Here is a 19,204-nt window from a genome sequence, read left to right as displayed (position 1 = left end):
TGCCGGCGGCCGATTGATTTCCTACAGGAGCGACAGCTCACGACCCGCTAATTTGGGGCACCCCAAAGCTGAGGAGGGCCCCGTGGGCAAGGTGGTCATGTACAGCTCGGTGTCGGTGGACGGCTTCGTCGCGGACGAGAATGACCAGCCCGGACCGCTGTTCGACTGGTTGTCCAGCGGTGACGTCCCGTTGGACGAGAGCGGCGTGCTGAAGGTGTCGCAGACGTCCTACGACTACACCCGGCCGTACTGGGACCAGATCGGAGTCACGATCGTCGGCCGCCACGTCTTCGACCTGACGGACGGCTGGGACGGGAAGCCGCCGGGCGGGATCGACCACGTGGTCGTCGTGACGCACCGGCCGGAGCCCGAGGGCTGGGACCCCGAGGCCCCGTTCCACTTCGTCAACGGCGTCGAGGCAGCCGTGGCCAAGGCGCAGGAGCTCGCGGGTGACCGCACGGTCGAGGTCGCCGCCGGCGACGTCGGTGGCCAGGTGCTTGCCGCGGGCCTGATCGACGAGGTGCGCATGGACGTCGTACCCGTCGTGTTCGGGTCCGGCAAGCGCTACTTCGGGTCGGTCCACGCGCAGCACCTGTTGGAGGATCCTGACGTGGCGATTCAGGGGAACCGGGTGCTCCACCTGCGCTACCGGGTGCGCCGTTGACGAAGAAGTCCGCCGCGAACGGTGACAGCCGACGCCGATCCGCCCCAGCCCCTCCGGACGGCCATAGGGCGGCGCCTCCATCGAGGCGCCGCCCTATCGTTTTGCCTGGTCGGAAAAGTAGAGGCCGTGGCGGGAATCGAACCCACGTAACTCGATTTGCAGTCGAGCCCCTGAACCACTCGGGCACACGGCCTTGCGTCGTCGACGTGACTCGACCATAGACGCGGCCCCCGGGAGGGGGTCAACGCTTCCCGGGGGCCTGCAACAGGACTGCCACACGCCGTTCACGAACCGCCGGGCGACGCGAGGAACTCCTCCACCACCGGGCGGAACAGCCCGGGTTCGTCCACCCACGGGAAGTGCCCGACGGCGTGCAGCGGACGCAGGCGGGCGTGCGGGAAGCAGGCCGCGACGACCTCGCCCGCGCGCATCCCGGTGATGGCGTCACGGTCGCCGGTGAGGACCAGCACCGGGCAGGTCACCTCGCGCAGCCGGGCCAGGACGGCGAGCCGGGCCGGTTCGTCGACGCCCTGCCAGAACCCGGCGCGGGGGACCGGGTGCAACTGGCCGCCCTCGGCGGCGGCGTGGACGCGCTGGGGCTCGTCCCAGTGGCCGTACGCCATCGGCGCGACCTGCAGCAGCAGCGTACGGACCCGGTCGAGGTCGTCGGCGGTCTCCAGCTCGGCGAGGGCGGCGACCGCCTCCGGCCACCAGGACTCGCGCACGCGGCTCTCGAAGATCTCGCGGGCGTCGTCGGGCAGCTCGCCCTGCAGCCGGGAGCCCGGGGTGACCAGCACGAGGTGCGTCAGCCGCTCCGGGTAGGCGGCGGCGTACACCTGCGCGGTCGCGGCGGCCGCGTCGTGCGCGAGCAGCGCGAAGCGCTCCAGGCCCAGGTGCGCGCGGAGCGCCTCCAGGTCCTGGGCGAGCCGAGGGAAGGAGTAGGCGAGCGGGTCGCCGGCCGGCGGGCTGGCGCCGGTGCCCCGGCTGTCCGGGACCACCAGGCGCCGGCCCCGGTCCAGGCCGCCGAGGTCGCCCAGGTAGGCGGCGTCCCGCCCCGGCCCGCCGGCGAGCGCGAGCAGTACGGGCCCCTCGCCCCGGTCCTGGTAGGCGAGCTCGGTTCCGTCGTACGAGGTGTAGTGCGGCATGGCCTACGCCTTCCCGGCCCGGGCCCGCTTCTCCCGGCCCTAGGCCGAAAGGCCGACCCGGGTGCCAGGGGCAACGAGCCGGTTGACCCCTTACCCTGTCGTGGTGACCACCGCAGACACCGAGCCGGTATCCGGCCATGCAGGCATGCCCCTCGCGGGGCCGGACACCGGAGCCGACACCGTCCTGGGCAGCCGCTACCGCGCGCTGACCCTCGCGATGGTCTCCGTCGTCCTGCTCATCGCTTTCGAGGCCACCGCCGTCGGCACCGCCATGCCCATCGCCGCCCGCGAGCTGGACGGGCTGCCGCTGTACGCCTTCGCCTTCTCCGGCTACTTCACCACCTCGCTCTTCGCGATGGTCGTCAGCGGCCAGTGGTGCGACCGCACCGGGCCGCTGGCGCCGCTCGTCACCGGCATCGGCGCCTTCGCGGCCGGCCTGGTCGTCTCCGGCACCGCCCAGTCCATGTGGCCGTTCGTGCTGGGCCGGGCCGTGCAGGGCATCGGCGGCGGGCTCGTCATCGTCGCCCTGTACGTCGTCGTCGGCCTCGCCTACCCCGAACGCCTGCGGCCCGCGGTGATGGCGGCCTTCGCCGCGTCCTGGGTGCTGCCCTCCATCGTCGGCCCGCTCGTGGCCGGCACGGTCACCGAGCAGTTCGGCTGGCGCTGGGTCTTCCTCGCCATCCCCCTGCTCGTCGTGCTCCCGCTCCTCACCGGCCTGCCCGCGCTGCGCCGCGCCTCCCTCCAGCGGCCCCCGGACGACCGCGCGGCCCCCGACGGCCGCCGGCTGCGCCTCGCGCTCGCCGTCTCCGCCGGCGCCGGGCTGCTCCAGTACGCCGGGCAGGACCTGAGGCCGCTGTCGCTGGTCTTCGCCGTGGCGGGCGCCGCGCTCGTCGTCCCGGCCGCGCTGCGGCTGCTGCCCCGCGGCACCTTCCGCGCGGCCCGCGGACTGCCGTCCGTGGTGCTGCTGCGCGGTGTGGCGTCCGGCACGTTCCTCGGCGCCGAGAGCTTCGTCCCGCTCATGCTCGTCACGCAGCGGCACATGTCCCCGACCCTCGCCGGGCTCTCCCTGGCCGGCGGCGGCGTCACCTGGGGCATCGGCTCCTGGATCCAGGGCCGTCCCCGCCTCGAACCCCACCGCGAACGCCTCGTCGTCCTCGGCATGTTCCTCATGGCCGCGGCGATCGCCGGCGCCGCCCTGCCGCTCCTGGACGCCGCCCCCGCCTGGAGCGCCGCCGCCGCGTGGGGCGTGGGCGGCCTCGGCGCGGGCCTGGTCATCTCGTCCCTGAGCGTCATCCTCTTCAAGCTCTCGGCCCCCTCCGAGGCCGGCGCCAACTCCGCCGCCCTCCAGGTCTCCGACGCGCTCTCCAGCGTCGTCCTGGTCGCCGCCGCGGGCACCGTCTTCGCCGCCCTCGGCGGCGCGGCGGGCGCCTTCACGGCCGTCCTCCTCCCCATGTCCGTCCTCGCCCTCGCGGGCGTCGCCGTCGCGGCCCGCCTCCGCCCGAAAACCGGGTGAGACGGGCGCGCCGGGGGGTTACCGTCCCGGTGTGAAAGAGCTGACCCTCGTCTTCACCGACGCCGAGTGGGAGTCCCTGGGCGACCTCGCCGACGCGCACGGCGTGCCCGTCGCGGAGTTCGTGCGCACGGCGGTGCGGGCGTACGAGGCGGCCGAGGCCGCGCGCGTCCTCGCCGCGGGGGAGGCGTACGCCGCCGCCCACGCGGACCTGCTGCGCAGGCTGGGGGAGTGACATGACCGTGCGCCACCTCACACTCGCCGAGGTCACCGGCCTCGCCCGCCTCGCCTGCGGCGGCCAACCGCCCGCGGTGCGCGAGCCCGGGCTGCTCGCGTCGGCTGTGCACCGGCCGCGGGCGCGGATGTTCGGCGTCGAGGCGTACGGGGACGTGTACGAGCGGGCGGGTGCGCTGCTGCACGCGATCGCGGCGAACCATCCCCTGGTCGACGGGAACAAGCGGACGGCGTGGCTGGCGGCGGCGGTGTTCCTGGGCCTGAACGGGGTCGACCTGCGGTCGGCCGACCAGGACGTGGCGTACGCCCTGGTCGTCTCGGTCGCGGCGGGGGATCTTTCCGCCCCCGCGGCGATCGGGCGCGCCCTGGCCCGCCTGGCCGCCCCCTGACGCGGTCCCTCGCGGCCCGTTGTTGTGTGCGGGTTGTTTGCGCCTGCGGCAGGCATCCCCCGCCCGGGGCACCCCGCCACACCCCCTCCGGTCGTCTAGGCGACTAATGGCCGGACGGGGTTCAGAAGAGCGGTCCGGGGTTGCCGCAGGTGCCTTACTGACCCTCCACCGGGCGTCATGCGCCCACACAGCGGGAGGGGGTGTGGCGGGTGCGCCCATGGGGGTCCCCCCGGCCGAAGGCTGGGGGAGACGAGCGGGTAACCCGGCGCCGAATGACGTGGACCAGCGCCGCGAGCGCTGAGGTGGGGGTCCCCCCGGCCGAAGGCTGGGGGAGTGCGCCGGCGCGGCCCCGACCCAGGCACACGGTGCGCAGGCCCGCACTGACCGCGCCGGGCAATCGGGAGGGAGGGCGGGGGAGAAACCGCAACCGCAACCACCGCGGCGCCGCACACGACAACGGGCCGCAACCACGACCCCCCGCCGCGCGCCAGTAGGCTGTGACGGTTGTCGTACCCGACCCGTCACCGGAGACCGTGACTACCACCGCCCCGCACAGCGCAAGCAGCTCGCACTCGCACCACCTGTCGCCCGCCTTCCCCGGCCGCGCCCCCTGGGGCACGGCCGGCAAGCTGCGCGCCTGGCAGCAAGGTGCCCTGGACCGTTACGTGGCGACGCAGCCGCGTGACTTCCTGGCCGTCGCGACGCCCGGCGCAGGCAAGACGACGTTCGCGCTCACCCTGGCCTCGTACCTGCTCCACAACCACCTCGTGCAGCAGATCACCGTCGTCGCCCCCACCGAGCACCTGAAGAAGCAGTGGGCGGAGGCGGCGGCCCGGATAGGCATCAAGCTCGACCCGGAGTACAGCGCGGGGCCGGTCGGCAAGGAGTACCACGGGGTCGCGGTGACCTACGCGGGCGTCGGCGTGCGCCCGATGCTGCACCGCAACCGCTGTGAGCAGCGCAAGACGCTGGTGATCCTCGACGAGATCCACCACGCGGGCGACAGCCGGTCCTGGGGCGAGGCGTGCCTGGAGGCGTTCGAGCCGGCGGCCAGGCGGCTGGCGCTGACCGGGACGCCGTTCCGGTCGGACACGAACCCGATCCCGTTCGTGACGTACGAGGAGGGCAACGACGGCATCCGCCGGTCCTCCGCCGACTACACCTACGGCTATGGCAACGCGCTCGCCGACCACGTCGTGCGTCCTGTGATCTTCCTCTCCTACAGCGGCAACATGCGCTGGCGCACGAAGGCCGGCGACGAGATCTCCGCACGGCTCGGCGAGCCGATGACCAGGGACGCGATCGGCCAGGCCTGGCGGACCGCGCTGGCGCCGACCGGTGAGTGGATCCCGAACGTGCTGCGCGCCGCCGACCAGCGGCTGACGGAGGTCCGCAAGTCCATCCCGGACGCCGGCGCGCTGGTGATCGCCACCGACCAGGACTCGGCCCGCGCGTACGCCAAGCTGATCCGGGAGATCACCGGGCACAAGGCGACCCTGGTGCTCTCCGACGACGCCGGGGCGTCCTCGCGGATCGAGGAGTTCAGCGCGAGCCAGGACCGCTGGATGGTCGCGGTCCGCATGGTGTCGGAGGGCGTGGACGTCCCGCGGCTGGCCGTCGGGGTCTACGCGACGACCATCTCCACGCCGCTGTTCTTCGCACAGGCGGTGGGCCGTTTCGTGCGGTCCCGCCGCCGCGGTGAGACGGCCTCGGTCTTCCTGCCGACCATCCCCATGCTGCTGGGCTTCGCGGGCGAGATGGAGGTGGAGCGCGACCACGCCCTCGACAAGCCGAAGAAGGAGGGCGAGGAGGACCCGTACGCGGAGTCCGAGAAGGAGCTGGCGGAGGCGGAGAAGCAGCAGGACGAGGACACCGGCGAGCAGGACATGCTGCCCTTCGAGGCGCTGGAGTCCGACGCCGTCTTCGACCGGGTGCTGTACGACGGCGCCGAGTTCGGCATGCAGGCGCACCCGGGCAGCGAGGAGGAGCAGGACTACCTGGGCATTCCGGGCCTCCTCGAGCCGGACCAGGTGGAGTTGCTGCTGCAGAAGCGGCAGGCCCGGCAGATCGCGCACAGCCGGAAGAAGCCGGACAGTGAGGCGGACCTGCTGGAACTGCCCGCCGAGCGGCGGCCGATCGTCACGCACAAGGAGCTGCTGGAGCTGCGGAAGCGGCTGAACACGATGGTCGCCGCGTACAACCACCAGAGCGGCAAGCCGCACGGTGTCATCCACAACGAGCTGCGCCGGGTGTGCGGCGGACCGCCGAGCGCGGAGGCGACGGCGGGGCAGCTCAACGAACGCATCAAGAAGGTCCAGGAGTGGGCGACGCGGATGCGCTGAGCGGCGGCCGTCCGCTCATCCGCGGTGCCCGCGCCGGGTGCTGATGGTACGTCAGTGATGCTGTGAATCTTGCGGTGCGAGAGGTGATTCCGCGGAAGATTTACGTCGTGCGCCCCCGCTACCCCGGTCACGTGACCGGATTGTGGACGAAGTCTTCCGCTGAGCGGTACGCATCGCTACCGTTCCGGTCACGCAACGCGCCGTGGCAGAGCAGCCTCGGGGCGCCAGCCGGTACCGCCAGACCGGTGGCCTCTCCGCGCTCTGCCGCGGGACCGGCAGTGCTCCCGCCGTGAGAGATGAGCCGCCACTCACACGAGAAGGGGGCGTCGTGACCGCGGAGACCTCTCAGACGCTCGATCGGGGCCTGCGGGTCCTGAAGCTGTTGGCTGACACCGATCACGGACTGACCGTCACGGAGCTGGCGGTGAAGCTGGGCGTCAACCGTACGGTGGTCTACCGCCTCCTGGCCACGCTGGAGCAGCACTCCCTGGTCCGCCGCGACCTCGGCGGCCGCGCCCGGGTCGGGCTCGGCGTGCTGCGGCTGGCGCACCAGGTGCACCCGCTGCTGCGCGAGGCCGCGCTCCCCGCCCTGCGCTCCCTCGCCGAGGACATCGGCGCCACCGCCCACCTCACCCTGGTCGACGGTACCGAGGCGCTGGCCGTGGCGGTCGTCGAGCCGAGCTGGACCGACTACCACGTCGCCTACCGCACCGGTTTCCGGCACTCCCTCGACCGCGGCGCCGCGGGCCGGGCGATCCTCGCCGGGCGCAGCGTGCAGCCGTACGAGCCTGATTCACGGTGTTCCGAGGGCCCCGGGTACGTGCTGACGCACGGCGAGCTGGAGGCCGGGGCGAGCGGTGCGGCGGCCCCGCTGGTGGGCGTGCCGGGCATCGAGGGCAGCGTGGGCGTGGTGATGCTCGCCGACGCGATACCCGAACGGGTGGGTCCCCGGGTCGTCGAGGCGGCGCTGGAGGTCGCCGACGCCTTGCGCTAGCGGCCCCGGCGCCCCGGGCCCCGGCACGCCGGGCCGCCGCCGTGAACTACATTCACCCCATGCCTTTCGTCTCCGCCCGGAACCGGATCCTCGCCGTCTGCGCCGCGCTCGTGGCCGCGCTGCTGGCGGTGGCCCTGTTCGCGCCGCTGCCGATCTCGATCGTCGTGCCGGGGCTGACGGCCGACGTCCTCGGCGACGACCAGGGCAAGCCGGTGATCACGATCTCCGGGACCGGGACCCGCGACACCTCGGGGCAGCTGCGGATGACGACCATCGCGGCGACGAACCCGGACGCGGCCGTCCGCTTCGGTGACGTCCTCAAGGCCTGGTTCGCCACGGACCAGGCCGTGATGCCGCGCGACGCGGTCTACCCGACCGGCGGCACCGTCAAGGAGATCGAGCGGCACAACCAGGCGGAGATGACCGAGTCCCAGCAGGACGCCACCGCCGCGGCCCTGCGGCAGCTGCGGCTGTCCCCCTCGGACGTCAAGGTCACCCTCCACCTCGCGGACGTCGGCGGGCCCAGTGCGGGCCTGATGTTCAGCCTGGGCATCATCGACAAGATCGAGGGCAACGGCCGCGGCGGCGACCTCACCGGCGGCCGCAGGATCGCCGGTACGGGGACGATCACCGCCGGCGGCAAGGTGGGTCCGGTCGGCGGCGTCCCGCTCAAGGAGCAGGCCGCCCGGCGTGACGGCGCGACCGTTTTCCTCGTCCCGAAGGCCGAGTGCGCCGACGCCAGGGCCGAACTGCCCAAGGGGCTGCGTCTGGTGCCCGTCACCACCCTGGACGGCGCTATCGACGCCCTGGACGCCCTCGACAGCGGCGGCAAGGTGCCCAGCTGCTAGTGCGAGGTCAGGTGCCCCGCCGGGCGTCCATGTGGCGCCAGGAGGGGAAGACCAGCGGGCACAGCGTCGCGAGGAAGTACGCCCCGCCGGTCAGCAGCAGCGCGCCGGCCAGGCCGATGCCGTCCACCAGGTAGCCCGCGGCGAGGCCGCCCACGGGGGTGGTGAGCAGCACCCCGGCGCCCAGGGTGCCCAGGGCGCGGGTGCGCAGCTCGTCCGGGATGTTCTCGAAGGTCACCGTCGCCAGGATCGGGTTGAGCGCCCCCGCCGCGATGCCGCCGGCCACCATGGTCACCGCCAGGGCACCCCATCCGGGCACCCACGCGGCGACCAGGAACCGGGGCGCGCCGCACAGCAGGAAGCACACCGTGTAGACCGGCCATCGCGGCAGGCGGTGGCCCACCGCGCCGTACAGCAGCGCCCCGGCGAGCGCGCCGGCCCCGAAGAGCCCCGACAGCAGGCCGAGTTGGACGGAGCCGCCGAGCTCCCGGTCGGCGTGCACGGGCAGCAGCACCGAACTCCAGCCCGCGTCGAGGCCGTTGGTGACCATGACCATCAAGGTGATGGCCAGCAGCAGGCGGGTGCGGATCAGGAAGGCGTAGCCCTCGCGCAGTTCGGCCCGGTACGTGCGCAGGGAGACCGGTGCCGTGTCCTTGGCGGGTTCGGCGCCCGGCAGCCCGCGGACGCCGAAGGCGATCAGCAGCGCGGAGACGGCGAAGGTCGCCGCGTCCAGCAGCAGCACCGCCTCCGCGCCCAGGACGGCGATGAGCACACCGCCGGCCGAGGCGCCGAGCATCCGGGCGCCGCGTGAGGCGCCGTCGAAGTAGCCCGCGGCGCGCCCCAGTGGCGTCCCGGCCCGCTCGGCCAGCACGGGCAGCAGGACCTCGCGCGCGGTCTCGCCGGGGCCGTGGAAGAGCCCGCTGACGGCCATCAGCGCGCACAGCTGCCAGAAGCGCAGCACGCCCGCGAAGTGGAGCAGCGGTATCGCCACGACGGCCACCGCGCACACCGCGTCCGACAGGACCGAGGACCTGCGCCGTCCGAAGCGGTCGATGACCGGCCCGCCGACGAGCGCGGAGACCACGACCGGCAGGGTCGCGCAGAAGGCCGCCAGGCCCGCGCGGGCGGCGCTGCCGGTGGTCTGCAGCACGAACCAGGGGACGGCGAGCACGGTGAGCGAATTGCCGCTGATCGACACGACGTTGGCGGCCAGGACCAGCCGCAGCGGCCGAGGATCGGGTGCGGGCACGGGCCCGGTGGCCCGCTCGGTGCCGTCGGATATGCCGGTTCCGGTCTCCATGTGTGTCCCCCGTGGTCGGTGCGGTCAGTCCGCGGTGCGCGGAAAGGTATGCAGGTGGACGCGGACGGGCACGGCGTCCTCGGTGTCCCCTGCGTCCTCGTGGTCCGAGCGGTGCCCGCCTTCCGAGGTGCGGTAGCGCTCCAGCACGGCGTGGAGTTCGTCGCGCAGGGCGCGGGCCCCGGCCGGGGTGAGCCGCAGGGCGAAGTCGCTGAGGTCGAAGCTGCGGCGCCACTCCGCGGGCCAGTCGCCGACGGTGGCGAGCCAGGTCTCCAGCTCCGCGGCGTGGTGCGCGGCGACCTCGCGCCCGAACAGCCCGATGGCGGCGCGCACTTCGGGGTCGGCGTGGCCGAGGAAGCCCCCGGCGTCGAAGTGCGTGCCGCGGTGCGCGGCCCTCCACCAGCGCTCGCGTGCGGTGCCGCGGTCCGGTTCCTCCTCGACGAAGCCGTACGCCGCCAGTTGCCGCAGGTGGTAGCTGGTGGCGCCGCTGGACTCGCCGAGCCGGGCCGCCAGGCCGGAGGCGGTGGCGGGGCCGTGCTCGCGCAGCGCGGCGAGCAGCCGGATGCGCAGCGGGTGCGCGAGGCCGCGCAGGGTGCGCGGGTCGAGGCTGATGACGCCGGGGTCGGTCGCGTCGGCGGTGGGGTCGTCTGGCACGGTCCCACCGTAGAGGTTGCAAAGGCTCCTTTGCAACGCTTTCTTTGCACGCCTCGCCCGACGCGCTCACCCCGCCCGCTCACCCCGCCCTGATGAAGCCCTCCTTCATAAGCCACTCCTTGGCGACCTCGTGCGGGTCCTCGCCCTCCACGTCCACCTTCGCGTTGAGCTCCCGGCCGACGTCGGTGGTCAGCTTCTCCGACAGCGGGTCGAGCAGGGAGCGGATGGCCGGCCAGCGCTCAAGGGCCTCGCTGTTGACGACGGGTGCGGCGTCGTAGTTCGGGAAGAAGCGTTTGTCGTCCTCCATGACCTGCAGGTCCAGGGAGGCGATCCGGCCGTCGGTCGTGTAGACCTCGCCGAGCAGGCAGGAACCGGGCTTGGCGATCTGGGTGTAGATGATCCCGGTGTCCATCTTGCGGATGTTGGCGGAGGGCAGGTCCATGCCGTACGCCTTCTCCATGCCGGGCAGGCCGTCGTCCCGCGAGGCGAACTCGTTCTCCACGCAGAGGGTGACGGCCTTGGGGTCCCTCCGCGACAGGGCTGCCACGTCGGACAGGGTCCGCAGCCCGTACGGGCGGTTCTTGTCCCGGCTGATGGCGAGGGCGTAGGTGTTGTCCAGGGTGGACGGCCGCAGCCAGGTGATGCCGTTGCGCAGGTCGGCGTCGCGGACGGCCCGCCACTGCTCCATGGGGTCGGCGATGGGCTCGTCGTGGCCGAGGTAGGTGATCCAGGCGGTGCCCGTGTACTCGTACATGGCGTCCGCGGCACCGGACTTGACCGCTTCCCGCGCCCCGATGGAGCCCTGGATGTTGGTGCGGTCCAGCACCTCGGCGCCGGCCGCCTTGAAGACCAGGCCGATCATCGAGCCCAGGATGATCTGCTCGCTGAAGCTCTTGGACGTCACCGTCAGCGAGGCGCCCTTGAGCGGGAGCCCCTGTCCCAGGGAGCCGGGGCGCACGTCGTCGACGAGCGGGCTGCCGCTCTTGAGCCCGCAGCCCGGGGCGCAGGTGAGCAGCACCAGGAGGCCCGCGGCCAGGGCCCGGCGGCGCATCAGCCCGTGTCCAGACCGTGCGGCCGCAGCACCTGCTCGGCCAGCGACGCCAGCCAGTCCACCAGCAGGGCCAGCACCACGGTGAGCACCGAACCCAGCACCAGCACCGGCATGCGCTGGGTGACGATCCCGGTGGTGATGATGTCGCCGAGCCCGCCTCCGCCGACGAAGGTGGCGAGCGTGGCGGTGCCCACGTTGAGCACGAGCGCGGTGCGCACGCCGGCCAGGATCAGCGGTACCGCCAGCGGCAGTTCGATCCGGGACAGGGTCCCGGCCGCCGACATCCCGATGCCGCGCGAGGCCTCGATCAGGGTGGGGTCGATGGCCCGCAGCCCCGCCATGGTGTTGGACAGCACCGGCAGCACCGCGTAGACCACCATGCCGATCAGCGCCGTGCGCGGCCCGATGCCCAGCCAGATGACCAGCAGCGCCAGCATCCCGATGGCGGGCGTCGCCTGCCCGATGTTGGCGATCGCCGTGACCACCGGCGCGGCGGGGCGCAGCCGCCGCCGGGTCAGTGCGATGCCGAGCGGGACGGCGATGACCAGCACCCAGAAGGTGGAGATCGCGGTCAGTTTGACGTGCTGCCACAGCCGCACCCTGACGGTGTCGCCGACGAGGGCGTTCTCGGCGATGGAGTCGAGGGTGATGCCGGTGATCCACAGGTAGGTGGCGAGCAGGACGAGGGCGAGCACGACCGGGGTGACCAGCAGTCTCCGCCAGGTCAGCCGCCGGGCCGGCGGTCCGGCCGCGGGCCCGCGGGGCCGGTCGCCGGGGCCCTCGCCGCCCGCGGGTTCCTCCGGACCGGCCGGGCCCTGCCCGGCCCCGGGAGCCGTCGCGGGCCCGCCCGGCCCGCCGGGTCCTCCTGTCCCGTCCGTCCCGCCCGGCGGTGCGCCGGTGGTGGGGCTCATGCCCGCGCCCCCGGTTCGTGGTCGGCGCCCTCCTGCTCGGCCCGGGTCTGCGGGGCGCGCAGCTCCTCCAGTTCGTGACGGTGCTCCAGGGCCGCCAGCCGGTCCTCCTCCAGCAGCTGGTGCACGGAGTTGAGCAGCGTCTCCATGTCCACCACCCCGGTGAACTCGCCGCGCCGGCCGGTCACCGCGACCCGTCCGCTGCTGTCGGTGAGCACCGCCTCCAGGGCGTCGCGCAGGGTCGCGTCCCGGGTCACCGTGTCGCCCACCAGCGTCCCGGCGCGGGCGAGCGAGCCCTTGGCGCGCATCAGGTCGCCGCGCCGCAGCCACTTGTAGGGGCGGCCCCTGCGGTCCAGCAGCAGCAGTTCGTTGGTCGTGGTCACCTCCCGCAGCCGGTCGAAGATCGACTGGAGGGGGTCGTCCAGGCGCACCGTCGGGAAGTCGGCGACGCCCACGTCCCGCACCCGGGTCAGGTTGAGCCGCTTCAGGGCGGCCCCGGCGCCCACGAACCCGGAGACGAAGTCGTCGGCCGGATTGGTCAGGATCGCCTCGGGGGTGTCGAACTGGGCGATGTGCGAGCGTTCCCGCAGCACCGCGATGCGGTCCCCGAGCTTGATCGCCTCGTCGAAGTCATGGGTGACGAAGACGATCGTCTTGTGCAGTTCGTGCTGCAGCCTGATCAGTTCGTCCTGGAGGTGGTCACGGGTGATCGGGTCGACGGCGCCGAAGGGCTCGTCCATCAGCAGCACCGGGGGATCGGCCGCCAGCGCCCGCGCCACCCCGACGCGCTGCTGCTGACCGCCCGACAACTGGCGCGGGTAGCGGCCCCGGAACTCCCTCGGGTCCAGCCCGACCAGGTCCAGCATCTCCTCGACGCGGTCCCGGACCCGCGCCCTGGACCAGCCCACCATCCGGGGGACGAGCCCGATGTTCTCGGCCACCGTCATGTGCGGGAACAGCCCGGAGGACTGGATCGCGTAGCCGATCTTGCGGCGCAGCTTCACCGGGTCCATGTCGGTGACGTCCTCGCCGCCGATGCGGATGCGGCCCGAAGTCGGCTCGATCAGCCGGTTGATCATCTTCAGGGTGGTGGACTTCCCGCACCCGGAGGGACCGACGAAGATCACCGTCTCGCCGGCCCCGATCTCCATGCTCACGCCGTCCACGGCCGGTTCCGCGCTGCCCGGGTACCGCTTGGTCAGCTGCTCCAGCTCGATGGTCGCGCCCGACGCCTCAGCCACGGATCCCCCGGGGGACGGTGAGCCGCCCGAGCAGCACGTAGCAGGCGTCGAAGAGCAGCGCCAGGACGACGATGCCGACCGTCCCGGCCAGCACCTGGTTGAGGGCGTTGGCGCCGCCCAGGGAGGCGATCCCGCGGAAGATCTCGTTGCCGAGCCCCGGCCCGGAGGCGTACGCCGCGATCGCCGCGATGCCCATCAGCATCTGCGTCGCCACCCTGATGCCGGTCAGGATCGGCGGCCACGCCAGCGGCAGCTCGACCCGCGCCAGGGCGGCCGTCCGCGACATCCCGATGCCGCGGGCCGCGTCGACCAGCGCAGGGTCGACCCCGCGCAGCCCCACGATCGCGTTGCGGACCACCGGCAGCAGCCCGTACAGCGTCAGGGCCGTCACCGTCGGGGGGACGCCGAGCCCCAGCCAGGGGATCAGCAGGCCGATCAGGGCCAGGGAGGGGATGGTGAGGATCGTCGCGGTGGAGGTGACGGCCAGGGCCGCGGCCCAGTCGCGCCGGTAGGACAGGACCCCGATCGCCACCCCGATCGCGGTCGCCAGCACCATGCACTGGAAGACCAGGCTGGCCTGCTGGTACGCGTCGATCAGCAGCTGCTCGTGACGGCTGGCGAGGTACTCCCAGAAGCTCACCGGGCATCACCCCTGCCGTCCCTCGGCTACGTGTCCGCGTCCTGTGCCGCCTGCTCGACCAGCGGGATGATCCGCAACGGGACCGGGTTCTCCATGACGATCGCCGTGGAGGCCCGCACGATGCCATCAAAGCCCACAACCCGGTCGATCACACGTTGGAGATCGGCGTTCGAGCGGGCCACCAGCCGGCACAGCATGTCCCCCTGCCCGGTCGTGGTGTGCAGCTCCAGGACCTCCGGGACGCCGGCCAAATGCGCCCGCACGTCCGGGCCTTGCCCCTGCTTGATCTCCAGCGTGGCGAAGGCCGTCACCGGGTAGCCCAGCGCGGCCGGGTCGACCTGCGGTCCGAAGCCGCGGATCACCCCATTGGCCTGAAGGCGGTCCAGCCGTGCCTGCACGGTCCCGCGCGCCACTCCCAGGCGCCGCGAGGCCTCCAGCACGCCGATCCGCGGTTCCTCGGCGAGCAGCTTGATCAGCCGTCCGTCCAGCCGGTCGATCCCCATGACACCCCAGTCCCTCCTGTGACGGTGGTCACCGTGCACAGAATGCCGCCTGATTTCCGCCGACCGCTGTACAGGTTGCCCAGTCGTTCTGCAAACTATTGCGCACCTTGAGGTGCCGGGCGAGGCTGCTGCCATGACTGAGACCCTGGATCACACTTCCCCCACCCCCGGCGACGCGGACCCGTTCCCGGTCAAGGGAATGGACGCGGTCGTCTTCGCGGTGGGCAACGCCAAGCAGGCCGCCCACTACTACTCGACCGCGTTCGGCATGAAGCGCGTGGCCTACTCCGGACCGGAGAACGGCAGCCGCGAGACCGCGTCCTACGTCCTGGAGTCCGGCAGCGCCCGCTTCGTCTTCACCTCCGTCGTCAGGGCCGCCACCGACCACGGCCGCTTCCTGGAGGAGCACGTCGCAGCCCACGGCGACGGCGTCGTGGACCTGGCCCTGGAGGTGCCGGACGTCCGCGCCGCCTACGACTACGCCCTCGCCCACGGCGCCACCGGCCTGGAGGAGCCCCACGAGGTCGGCGACGAGTACGGCACCGTGGTGCTGGCCGCCATCGCCACCTACGGCCAGACCCGCCACACCCTGGTCGAGCGCGGCGCCTACAAGGGCCCGTACCTGCCCGGCTACGTCGCCGCCGAGCCGATCGTGGAGCCGCCGGCCAAGCGGTTCTTCCAGGCGATCGACCACTGCGTCGGCAACGTCGAGCTCGGCAAGATGAACGACTGGGTGACCTTCTACAACCGCGTCATGGGCTTCACCAACATGAAGGAGTTCGTCGGTGACGACATCGCCACCGAGTACTCGGCCCTGATGTCCAAGGTCGTCGCGGACGGCACGCTGAAGGTCAAGTTCCCCATCAACGAGCCCGCGATCGCCAAGAAGAAGTCCCAGATCGACGAGTACCTGGAGTTCTACGGCGGCCCGGGCGTCCAGCACATCGCCCTCGCCACGAACGACATCGTCGCCTCGGTCCGCGCCATGCGCGCCGCGGGTGTCGAGTTCCTCGACACGCCCGACTCCTACTACGACACCCTCGGCGAGTGGGTCGGCGACACCCGTGTCCCGATCGACACCCTGCGGGAGTTGAAGATCCTGGCAGACCGGGACGAAGACGGCTACCTGCTGCAGATCTTCACCAAGCCTGTCCAGGATCGCCCGACCGTCTTCTTCGAAATGATCGAGCGGCACGGTTCGATGGGCTTCGGCAAGGGCAACTTCAAGGCGCTCTTCGAAGCGATCGAGCGCGAGCAGGAGCGCCGCGGCAACCTCTGATCGCCACCGCCGCCGACTCCGGCGCCGGACCGTGCCCCCGCGGGGGAGGGCGCGGCCGGCGCCGGTCTCCGTCAGAAGACGATCGTGAGGTGGCGCAAGGCCGTCAGAAACGCGTACGCGCCGAACGCCCACAACGCCAGCGCCCCCAGCACCGCCCCCGTCGCCGCCCACAGCCCCGTGCGCGGCGGCCGCCGCAGCGCCCCGGCGAGGGCACCGATCACCACCCCGGCGGCCGGCAGGCCCGCGATGAGCAGGGCGGCGTTCTCCAGCGCGACCTTGGCGCGGTGGTTGCCCACCCAGTCTGTGGGGCTCTTGTGCTGCGCCGCGTCCGCCGCGCCCATGACCCACAGCACCACCGGCGGGGCGAGCAGCACGACCGCCCACACGCAGCGCACCACGATCCTCCGCCCGTGGCGTCGCCGCGCCTGCGCCGTGCCCCCGGGGTCCGTCGTATCCGTCACGGCGGCCATCCTCGCCGCGCCCCCGCCCGCGCCACCATCCGTACGGATACTCAGGAAGCCGTGAACCGCGCGGTGACGTGATCTTCCCCGGGCGGCGGCGCGGTGCGAAGCTGGACGCATGGGCGATCTCATCGACCGGCTGCGTGCCGGACTCCCCGACGAGGCCATCCTCGCCGATCCCGACGTCACCGCCTCGTACGCCAACGACATGGCCAGCTTCTGCCCGGCCGGGGCGCCCGCGGTGGTCGTCCTGCCGCGCACCGTGGAGCAGGTCCAGCACGTCATGCGGACCGCCACGGCGCTGCGGGTGCCCGTCGTGCCGCAGGGGGCCCGCACCGGCCTGTCGGGCGCCGCCAACGCCTCCGACGGCTGCATCGTGCTCTCCCTGACCAGGATGGACCGCATCCTGGAGATCGACCCCGTCGACCGGGTCGCCGTCGTCGAGCCGGGCGTCGTCAACGCCGCCCTCTCCCGCGCCGTCGCCGAGCGGGGCCTGTACTACCCGCCGGACCCCTCCAGCTGGGAGCAGTGCACCATCGGCGGCAACATCGGCACCGGCTCCGGCGGCCTGTGCTGCGTGAAGTACGGGGTCACCGCCGAGTACGTGCTCGGCCTGGAGGTCGTCCTGGCCGACGGACGGCTGTTGCGCACCGGCCGGCGCACCGCCAAGGGCGTCGCCGGCTACGACCTGACCCGGCTGTTCGTCGGCTCCGAGGGCAGCCTCGGCGTCGTCGTGCGGGCCGTGCTGGCACTCAAGCCCGCGCCGCCCGCCCAGTTGGCGCTGGTGGCGGAGTTCGGCTCGGCCGAGGCGGCCTGCGCGGCGGTCTGCGACATCATGACCGGCGGCCACGTGCCCTCGCTGCTGGAGCTGATGGACGGCACGACCGTGCGCGCGGTCAACGACATGACCAGCATGGGGCTGCCCGAGTCGACCGAGGCACTGCTGCTCGCCGCCTTCGACACCCCCGACCCGGCCGCCGACCTGGCCGCGGTGGGGGCGCTGTGCACGGCCGCCGGGGCGACGCAGGTGGTGCCCGCCGAGGACGCGGCGGAGTCCGAAATGCTGCTGCAGGCACGGCGGATGGCACTGCCCGCACTGGAGCGGGTCTCCACGGCCACGATGATCGACGACGTGTGCGTGCCGCGCGGCAGGCTCGCCGCGATGCTCGACGGGGTCGCGGCGATCGCCCGCAAGCACGACCTGACGATCGGCGTGTGCGCGCACGCCGGGGACGGCAACACCCACCCCGTGGTGTGCTTCGACGCCGCCGATCCCGAGGAGTCCGGCCGGGCCCGCGAGTCCTTCGACGAGATCATGGCGCTTGGCCTGGAGCTCGGCGGCACGATCACCGGGGAGCACGGCGTCGGCGTCCTGAAGAAGGAGTGGCTGGCCCGCGAACTCGGCCCGGTCGGCGTGGAGATGCAGCGCGGCGTCAAGGCCGTGTTCGACCCGCTCGGCATCCTCAACCCCGGCAAGGTGTTCTGAGCCCACGGCTCCGGCCCGCGGGCCGCCGCCCTACGCGTCCGGCGGCTCGTCGGCGCCGTGCCAGGGGTCGGGCGTGCGGCGCTCGTCGCGCGCGCCCTCCCCGGCGGCCGGGGCCAGCAGCTCGTCCAGCCGCTCGTCCATGGCCAGGTGGTCCAGCTCCGTCCCCGGCGGCACCGCCCGCAGCGTGCGCTCCAGCCACGCCGCCACCGGGTGCGAGGACGCCTCCAGCAGGGCGGTGCCGTCCGGCGAGCTGAGGGCCATGCAGATCACGCTCCGCCCGTCCGTCTTGGTCGGCCAGATCCGTACGTCACCGTGCCCGCTCGGCCGGAACACCCCCTCGACCAGCAGCTCCCGGGCGAAGGTCCAGTTGACGGGGCAGTCGGAGCCGATGTGGAAGGTGATGTGCACGGCGAAGGGATCCTCCGCCCGGTAGGACAGCTTGGCCGGGACGGCGATGCTGCGCTCGGGCGACAGCACCAGGTGCATCTCCAGTTCCCGTTCGACCACGGTGTGCATCTCGTCGTCCTTTCCTCGGCGCGAAGGCCCCTGGCGGTGCTGCGCGGCGGGTGCTGCGCGGGGCCCGCACCGGGAGAGAGCGCATACGGCATTCACCATTACGCGGGTCCGGGCGATCGGGAAGACTTTTCCCGAACGCCCGGCACGCGTGAGATGGATGCGGTACACACGGAACGTCGCCGTCCGCCCCGCCCTGGGTGCGTCCGGCCGTACGACGGCCCTCCCGTTCCCGCCCCCGCCGCGCCCACGGCTCCGCGGCGCGCACGTCCCCGTCCGTCCGAGGCGGTGTCAGTTCGGAAGCGTATCGGGTCGGTCGACGGGATTTGCCCCGGAATACCGATCCTCGCCCAAGGATCGTTTCTTTCGTCCGCCCGCCGCGTTCTTCGTTAGTGTCGTCCCTTGCACGCCGGGGACGGCGGGCTGGTCCGAGCGTGTCGGTCGTGAGGGGAGTTGTCTCGGATGACCTCCGGTAGCAGCGGCGGGAGTCTGCCCGGTCCCGGGTACTACCCGGACCCGTCCATCCCGGGCTACATCCGGTACTGGAACGGGTCCTCCTGGGTGCCCGGTACGAGCCGCCCCGCCCCGCAGCCCGGGGAGGACCTCGCGCCGCCGTCCGGTGCCGCCGTGGCAGCGGCCGGCCCCGTGCTGGCACCGCCGCCCGCGCCCCCGGTGCCGCAGACCCCGGCGGCGACGCCGTGGACCCCCGCGCTGGAGGAGTCCGGGCCGATGTTCCTGGACGAGGACCCGCTGGCGCCGAGGGCCGAACGCGGACCCGGCACCGGCACCTTCACCGGGCTGCAGGCACAGCCGCAGCCGCAGCCGCAGTCGCGCCCCGCGGAGCAGCCGCGGCAGGAGCCCCGTCCGGATCCCGCCCCGGAGCGGGCGTGGGTCGCCGACCCGGCCCGTCAGGCCCCCGCGCCCCGCGTGTCGTGGGGCACCCCCGAGCGTGCGGAGCAGCCCGCCGCACCCGACCGGGTCCAGGCCCCTTCGCCGGCCCCCCTGCGGACCGCCGCCCCCGCCCCGGCTGCCGCCCCCGCCCCGGCCC

At 73.1% G+C, this 19,204-nt stretch carries 20 protein-coding genes and 1 tRNA gene; 10 read left to right on the top strand and 11 right to left on the bottom strand.

Features of this window, described 5'->3' with window-relative positions; genetic code table 11:
- The first annotated feature begins 82 nt into the window (after window positions 1–82).
- Entirely contained in the window at window positions 83–664 is a 582-nt protein-coding gene (locus tag PV410_RS35400; RefSeq protein ID WP_500330072.1) for a dihydrofolate reductase family protein, read from the top strand.
- 121 nt (window positions 665–785) lie between these two features.
- On the opposite strand, the gene PV410_RS35395 is transcribed toward PV410_RS35400, so the two are convergent.
- A tRNA-Cys gene (locus PV410_RS35395) sits at window positions 786–857 on the bottom strand.
- Between the two features lie 91 nt (window positions 858–948).
- Entirely contained in the window at window positions 949–1,809 is an 861-nt protein-coding gene (locus PV410_RS35390; RefSeq protein ID WP_500330070.1) for an alpha/beta fold hydrolase, read from the bottom strand.
- 145 nt (window positions 1,810–1,954) lie between these two features.
- Here PV410_RS35390 and PV410_RS35385 point away from each other — a divergent pair, with 145 nt between their 5' ends.
- From PV410_RS35385 to PV410_RS35360, 6 genes are all read left to right on the top strand, one after another.
- Window positions 1,955–3,322: an MFS transporter gene (locus tag PV410_RS35385; protein ID WP_500330136.1), complete on the top strand. Its 1,368-nt coding sequence runs from the start codon at window positions 1,955–1,957 to the stop codon at window positions 3,320–3,322.
- 31 nt (window positions 3,323–3,353) lie between these two features.
- Window positions 3,354–3,554 carry a hypothetical protein gene (locus PV410_RS35380; RefSeq protein ID WP_500330068.1) on the top strand — a complete coding sequence of 67 codons (201 nt, stop codon included), beginning with the start codon at window positions 3,354–3,356 and terminating at the stop codon, window positions 3,552–3,554.
- A 1-nt stretch (window position 3,555) separates the two neighbouring features.
- Window positions 3,556–3,942, top strand: coding sequence for a type II toxin-antitoxin system death-on-curing family toxin (locus PV410_RS35375; protein ID WP_500330066.1), 387 nt, complete (start codon window positions 3,556–3,558; stop codon window positions 3,940–3,942).
- Window positions 3,943–4,475: 533 nt separating this feature from the next.
- The gene (locus PV410_RS35370) at window positions 4,476–6,284 is read left to right on the top strand and encodes a DEAD/DEAH box helicase (protein WP_500330064.1); all 1,809 of its coding nucleotides are present in this window, start codon (window positions 4,476–4,478) and stop codon (window positions 6,282–6,284) included.
- A gap of 328 nt (window positions 6,285–6,612) precedes the next feature.
- Window positions 6,613–7,278: an IclR family transcriptional regulator gene (locus PV410_RS35365; protein WP_500330063.1), complete on the top strand. Its 666-nt coding sequence runs from the start codon at window positions 6,613–6,615 to the stop codon at window positions 7,276–7,278.
- 59 nt (window positions 7,279–7,337) lie between these two features.
- A complete protein-coding gene (locus PV410_RS35360; RefSeq protein ID WP_500330061.1) occupies window positions 7,338–8,126 on the top strand; it encodes a S16 family serine protease in 789 nt (262 codons plus the stop codon).
- 7 nt (window positions 8,127–8,133) lie between these two features.
- Here the strand turns inward: PV410_RS35360 and PV410_RS35355 are convergent, their stop codons facing one another.
- From PV410_RS35355 to PV410_RS35325, 7 genes are all read right to left on the bottom strand, one after another.
- Entirely contained in the window at window positions 8,134–9,423 is a 1,290-nt protein-coding gene (locus PV410_RS35355) for an MFS transporter (RefSeq protein ID WP_500330059.1), read from the bottom strand.
- 24 nt (window positions 9,424–9,447) lie between these two features.
- On the bottom strand, window positions 9,448–10,074 hold the full coding sequence (locus tag PV410_RS35350; protein WP_500330057.1) for an ArsR/SmtB family transcription factor: 627 nt from the start codon (window positions 10,072–10,074) through the stop codon (window positions 9,448–9,450).
- Window positions 10,075–10,153: 79 nt separating this feature from the next.
- Window positions 10,154–11,125 (bottom strand): glycine betaine ABC transporter substrate-binding protein, encoded by a 972-nt coding sequence (locus PV410_RS35345; RefSeq protein ID WP_500330055.1) that lies wholly within the window; start codon window positions 11,123–11,125, stop codon window positions 10,154–10,156.
- Window positions 11,125–12,036: an ABC transporter permease gene (locus PV410_RS35340; protein ID WP_500330053.1), complete on the bottom strand. Its 912-nt coding sequence runs from the start codon at window positions 12,034–12,036 to the stop codon at window positions 11,125–11,127. The genes PV410_RS35345 and PV410_RS35340 overlap by 1 nt, the downstream gene beginning before the upstream one ends.
- Complete coding sequence (locus tag PV410_RS35335) at window positions 12,033–13,274, bottom strand: betaine/proline/choline family ABC transporter ATP-binding protein (RefSeq protein WP_500330052.1); 1,242 nt, start codon at window positions 13,272–13,274, stop codon at window positions 12,033–12,035. The genes PV410_RS35340 and PV410_RS35335 overlap by 4 nt, the downstream gene beginning before the upstream one ends.
- A complete protein-coding gene (locus PV410_RS35330; protein WP_499512097.1) occupies window positions 13,267–13,914 on the bottom strand; it encodes an ABC transporter permease in 648 nt (215 codons plus the stop codon). Before PV410_RS35330 ends, PV410_RS35335 begins: the two co-directional genes overlap by 8 nt.
- A gap of 26 nt (window positions 13,915–13,940) precedes the next feature.
- Entirely contained in the window at window positions 13,941–14,417 is a 477-nt protein-coding gene (locus PV410_RS35325; RefSeq protein WP_499512096.1) for an Lrp/AsnC family transcriptional regulator, read from the bottom strand.
- 133 nt (window positions 14,418–14,550) lie between these two features.
- Between PV410_RS35325 and hppD the strand changes: the two genes are divergently transcribed.
- Window positions 14,551–15,696 (top strand): 4-hydroxyphenylpyruvate dioxygenase, encoded by a 1,146-nt coding sequence (gene hppD, locus PV410_RS35320; protein WP_500330049.1) that lies wholly within the window; start codon window positions 14,551–14,553, stop codon window positions 15,694–15,696.
- Between the two features lie 71 nt (window positions 15,697–15,767).
- On the opposite strand, the gene PV410_RS35315 is transcribed toward hppD, so the two are convergent.
- Complete coding sequence (locus tag PV410_RS35315) at window positions 15,768–16,157, bottom strand: hypothetical protein (protein WP_500330048.1); 390 nt, start codon at window positions 16,155–16,157, stop codon at window positions 15,768–15,770.
- 118 nt (window positions 16,158–16,275) lie between these two features.
- On the opposite strand from PV410_RS35315, the gene PV410_RS35310 reads away from it, so the two are divergent.
- Entirely contained in the window at window positions 16,276–17,643 is a 1,368-nt protein-coding gene (locus tag PV410_RS35310) for an FAD-binding oxidoreductase (RefSeq protein WP_500330047.1), read from the top strand.
- A 30-nt stretch (window positions 17,644–17,673) separates the two neighbouring features.
- Here the strand turns inward: PV410_RS35310 and PV410_RS35305 are convergent, their stop codons facing one another.
- The gene (locus PV410_RS35305; RefSeq protein ID WP_500330046.1) at window positions 17,674–18,159 is read right to left on the bottom strand and encodes an SsgA family sporulation/cell division regulator; all 486 of its coding nucleotides are present in this window, start codon (window positions 18,157–18,159) and stop codon (window positions 17,674–17,676) included.
- Between the two features lie 459 nt (window positions 18,160–18,618).
- Here PV410_RS35305 and PV410_RS35300 point away from each other — a divergent pair.
- On the top strand, window positions 18,619–19,204 hold a 586-nt coding region (locus PV410_RS35300; protein WP_500330045.1), incomplete at its 3' end, for a DUF2510 domain-containing protein.

The sequence above is a fragment of the Streptomyces sp. PA03-5A genome (genome assembly GCF_033792725.1).
Lineage (GTDB): Bacteria > Actinomycetota > Actinomycetes > Streptomycetales > Streptomycetaceae > Actinacidiphila.
The sequence above is the reverse complement of the archived record's forward strand: the minus strand, read 5'-3'. Positions and strand labels throughout refer to the sequence as shown.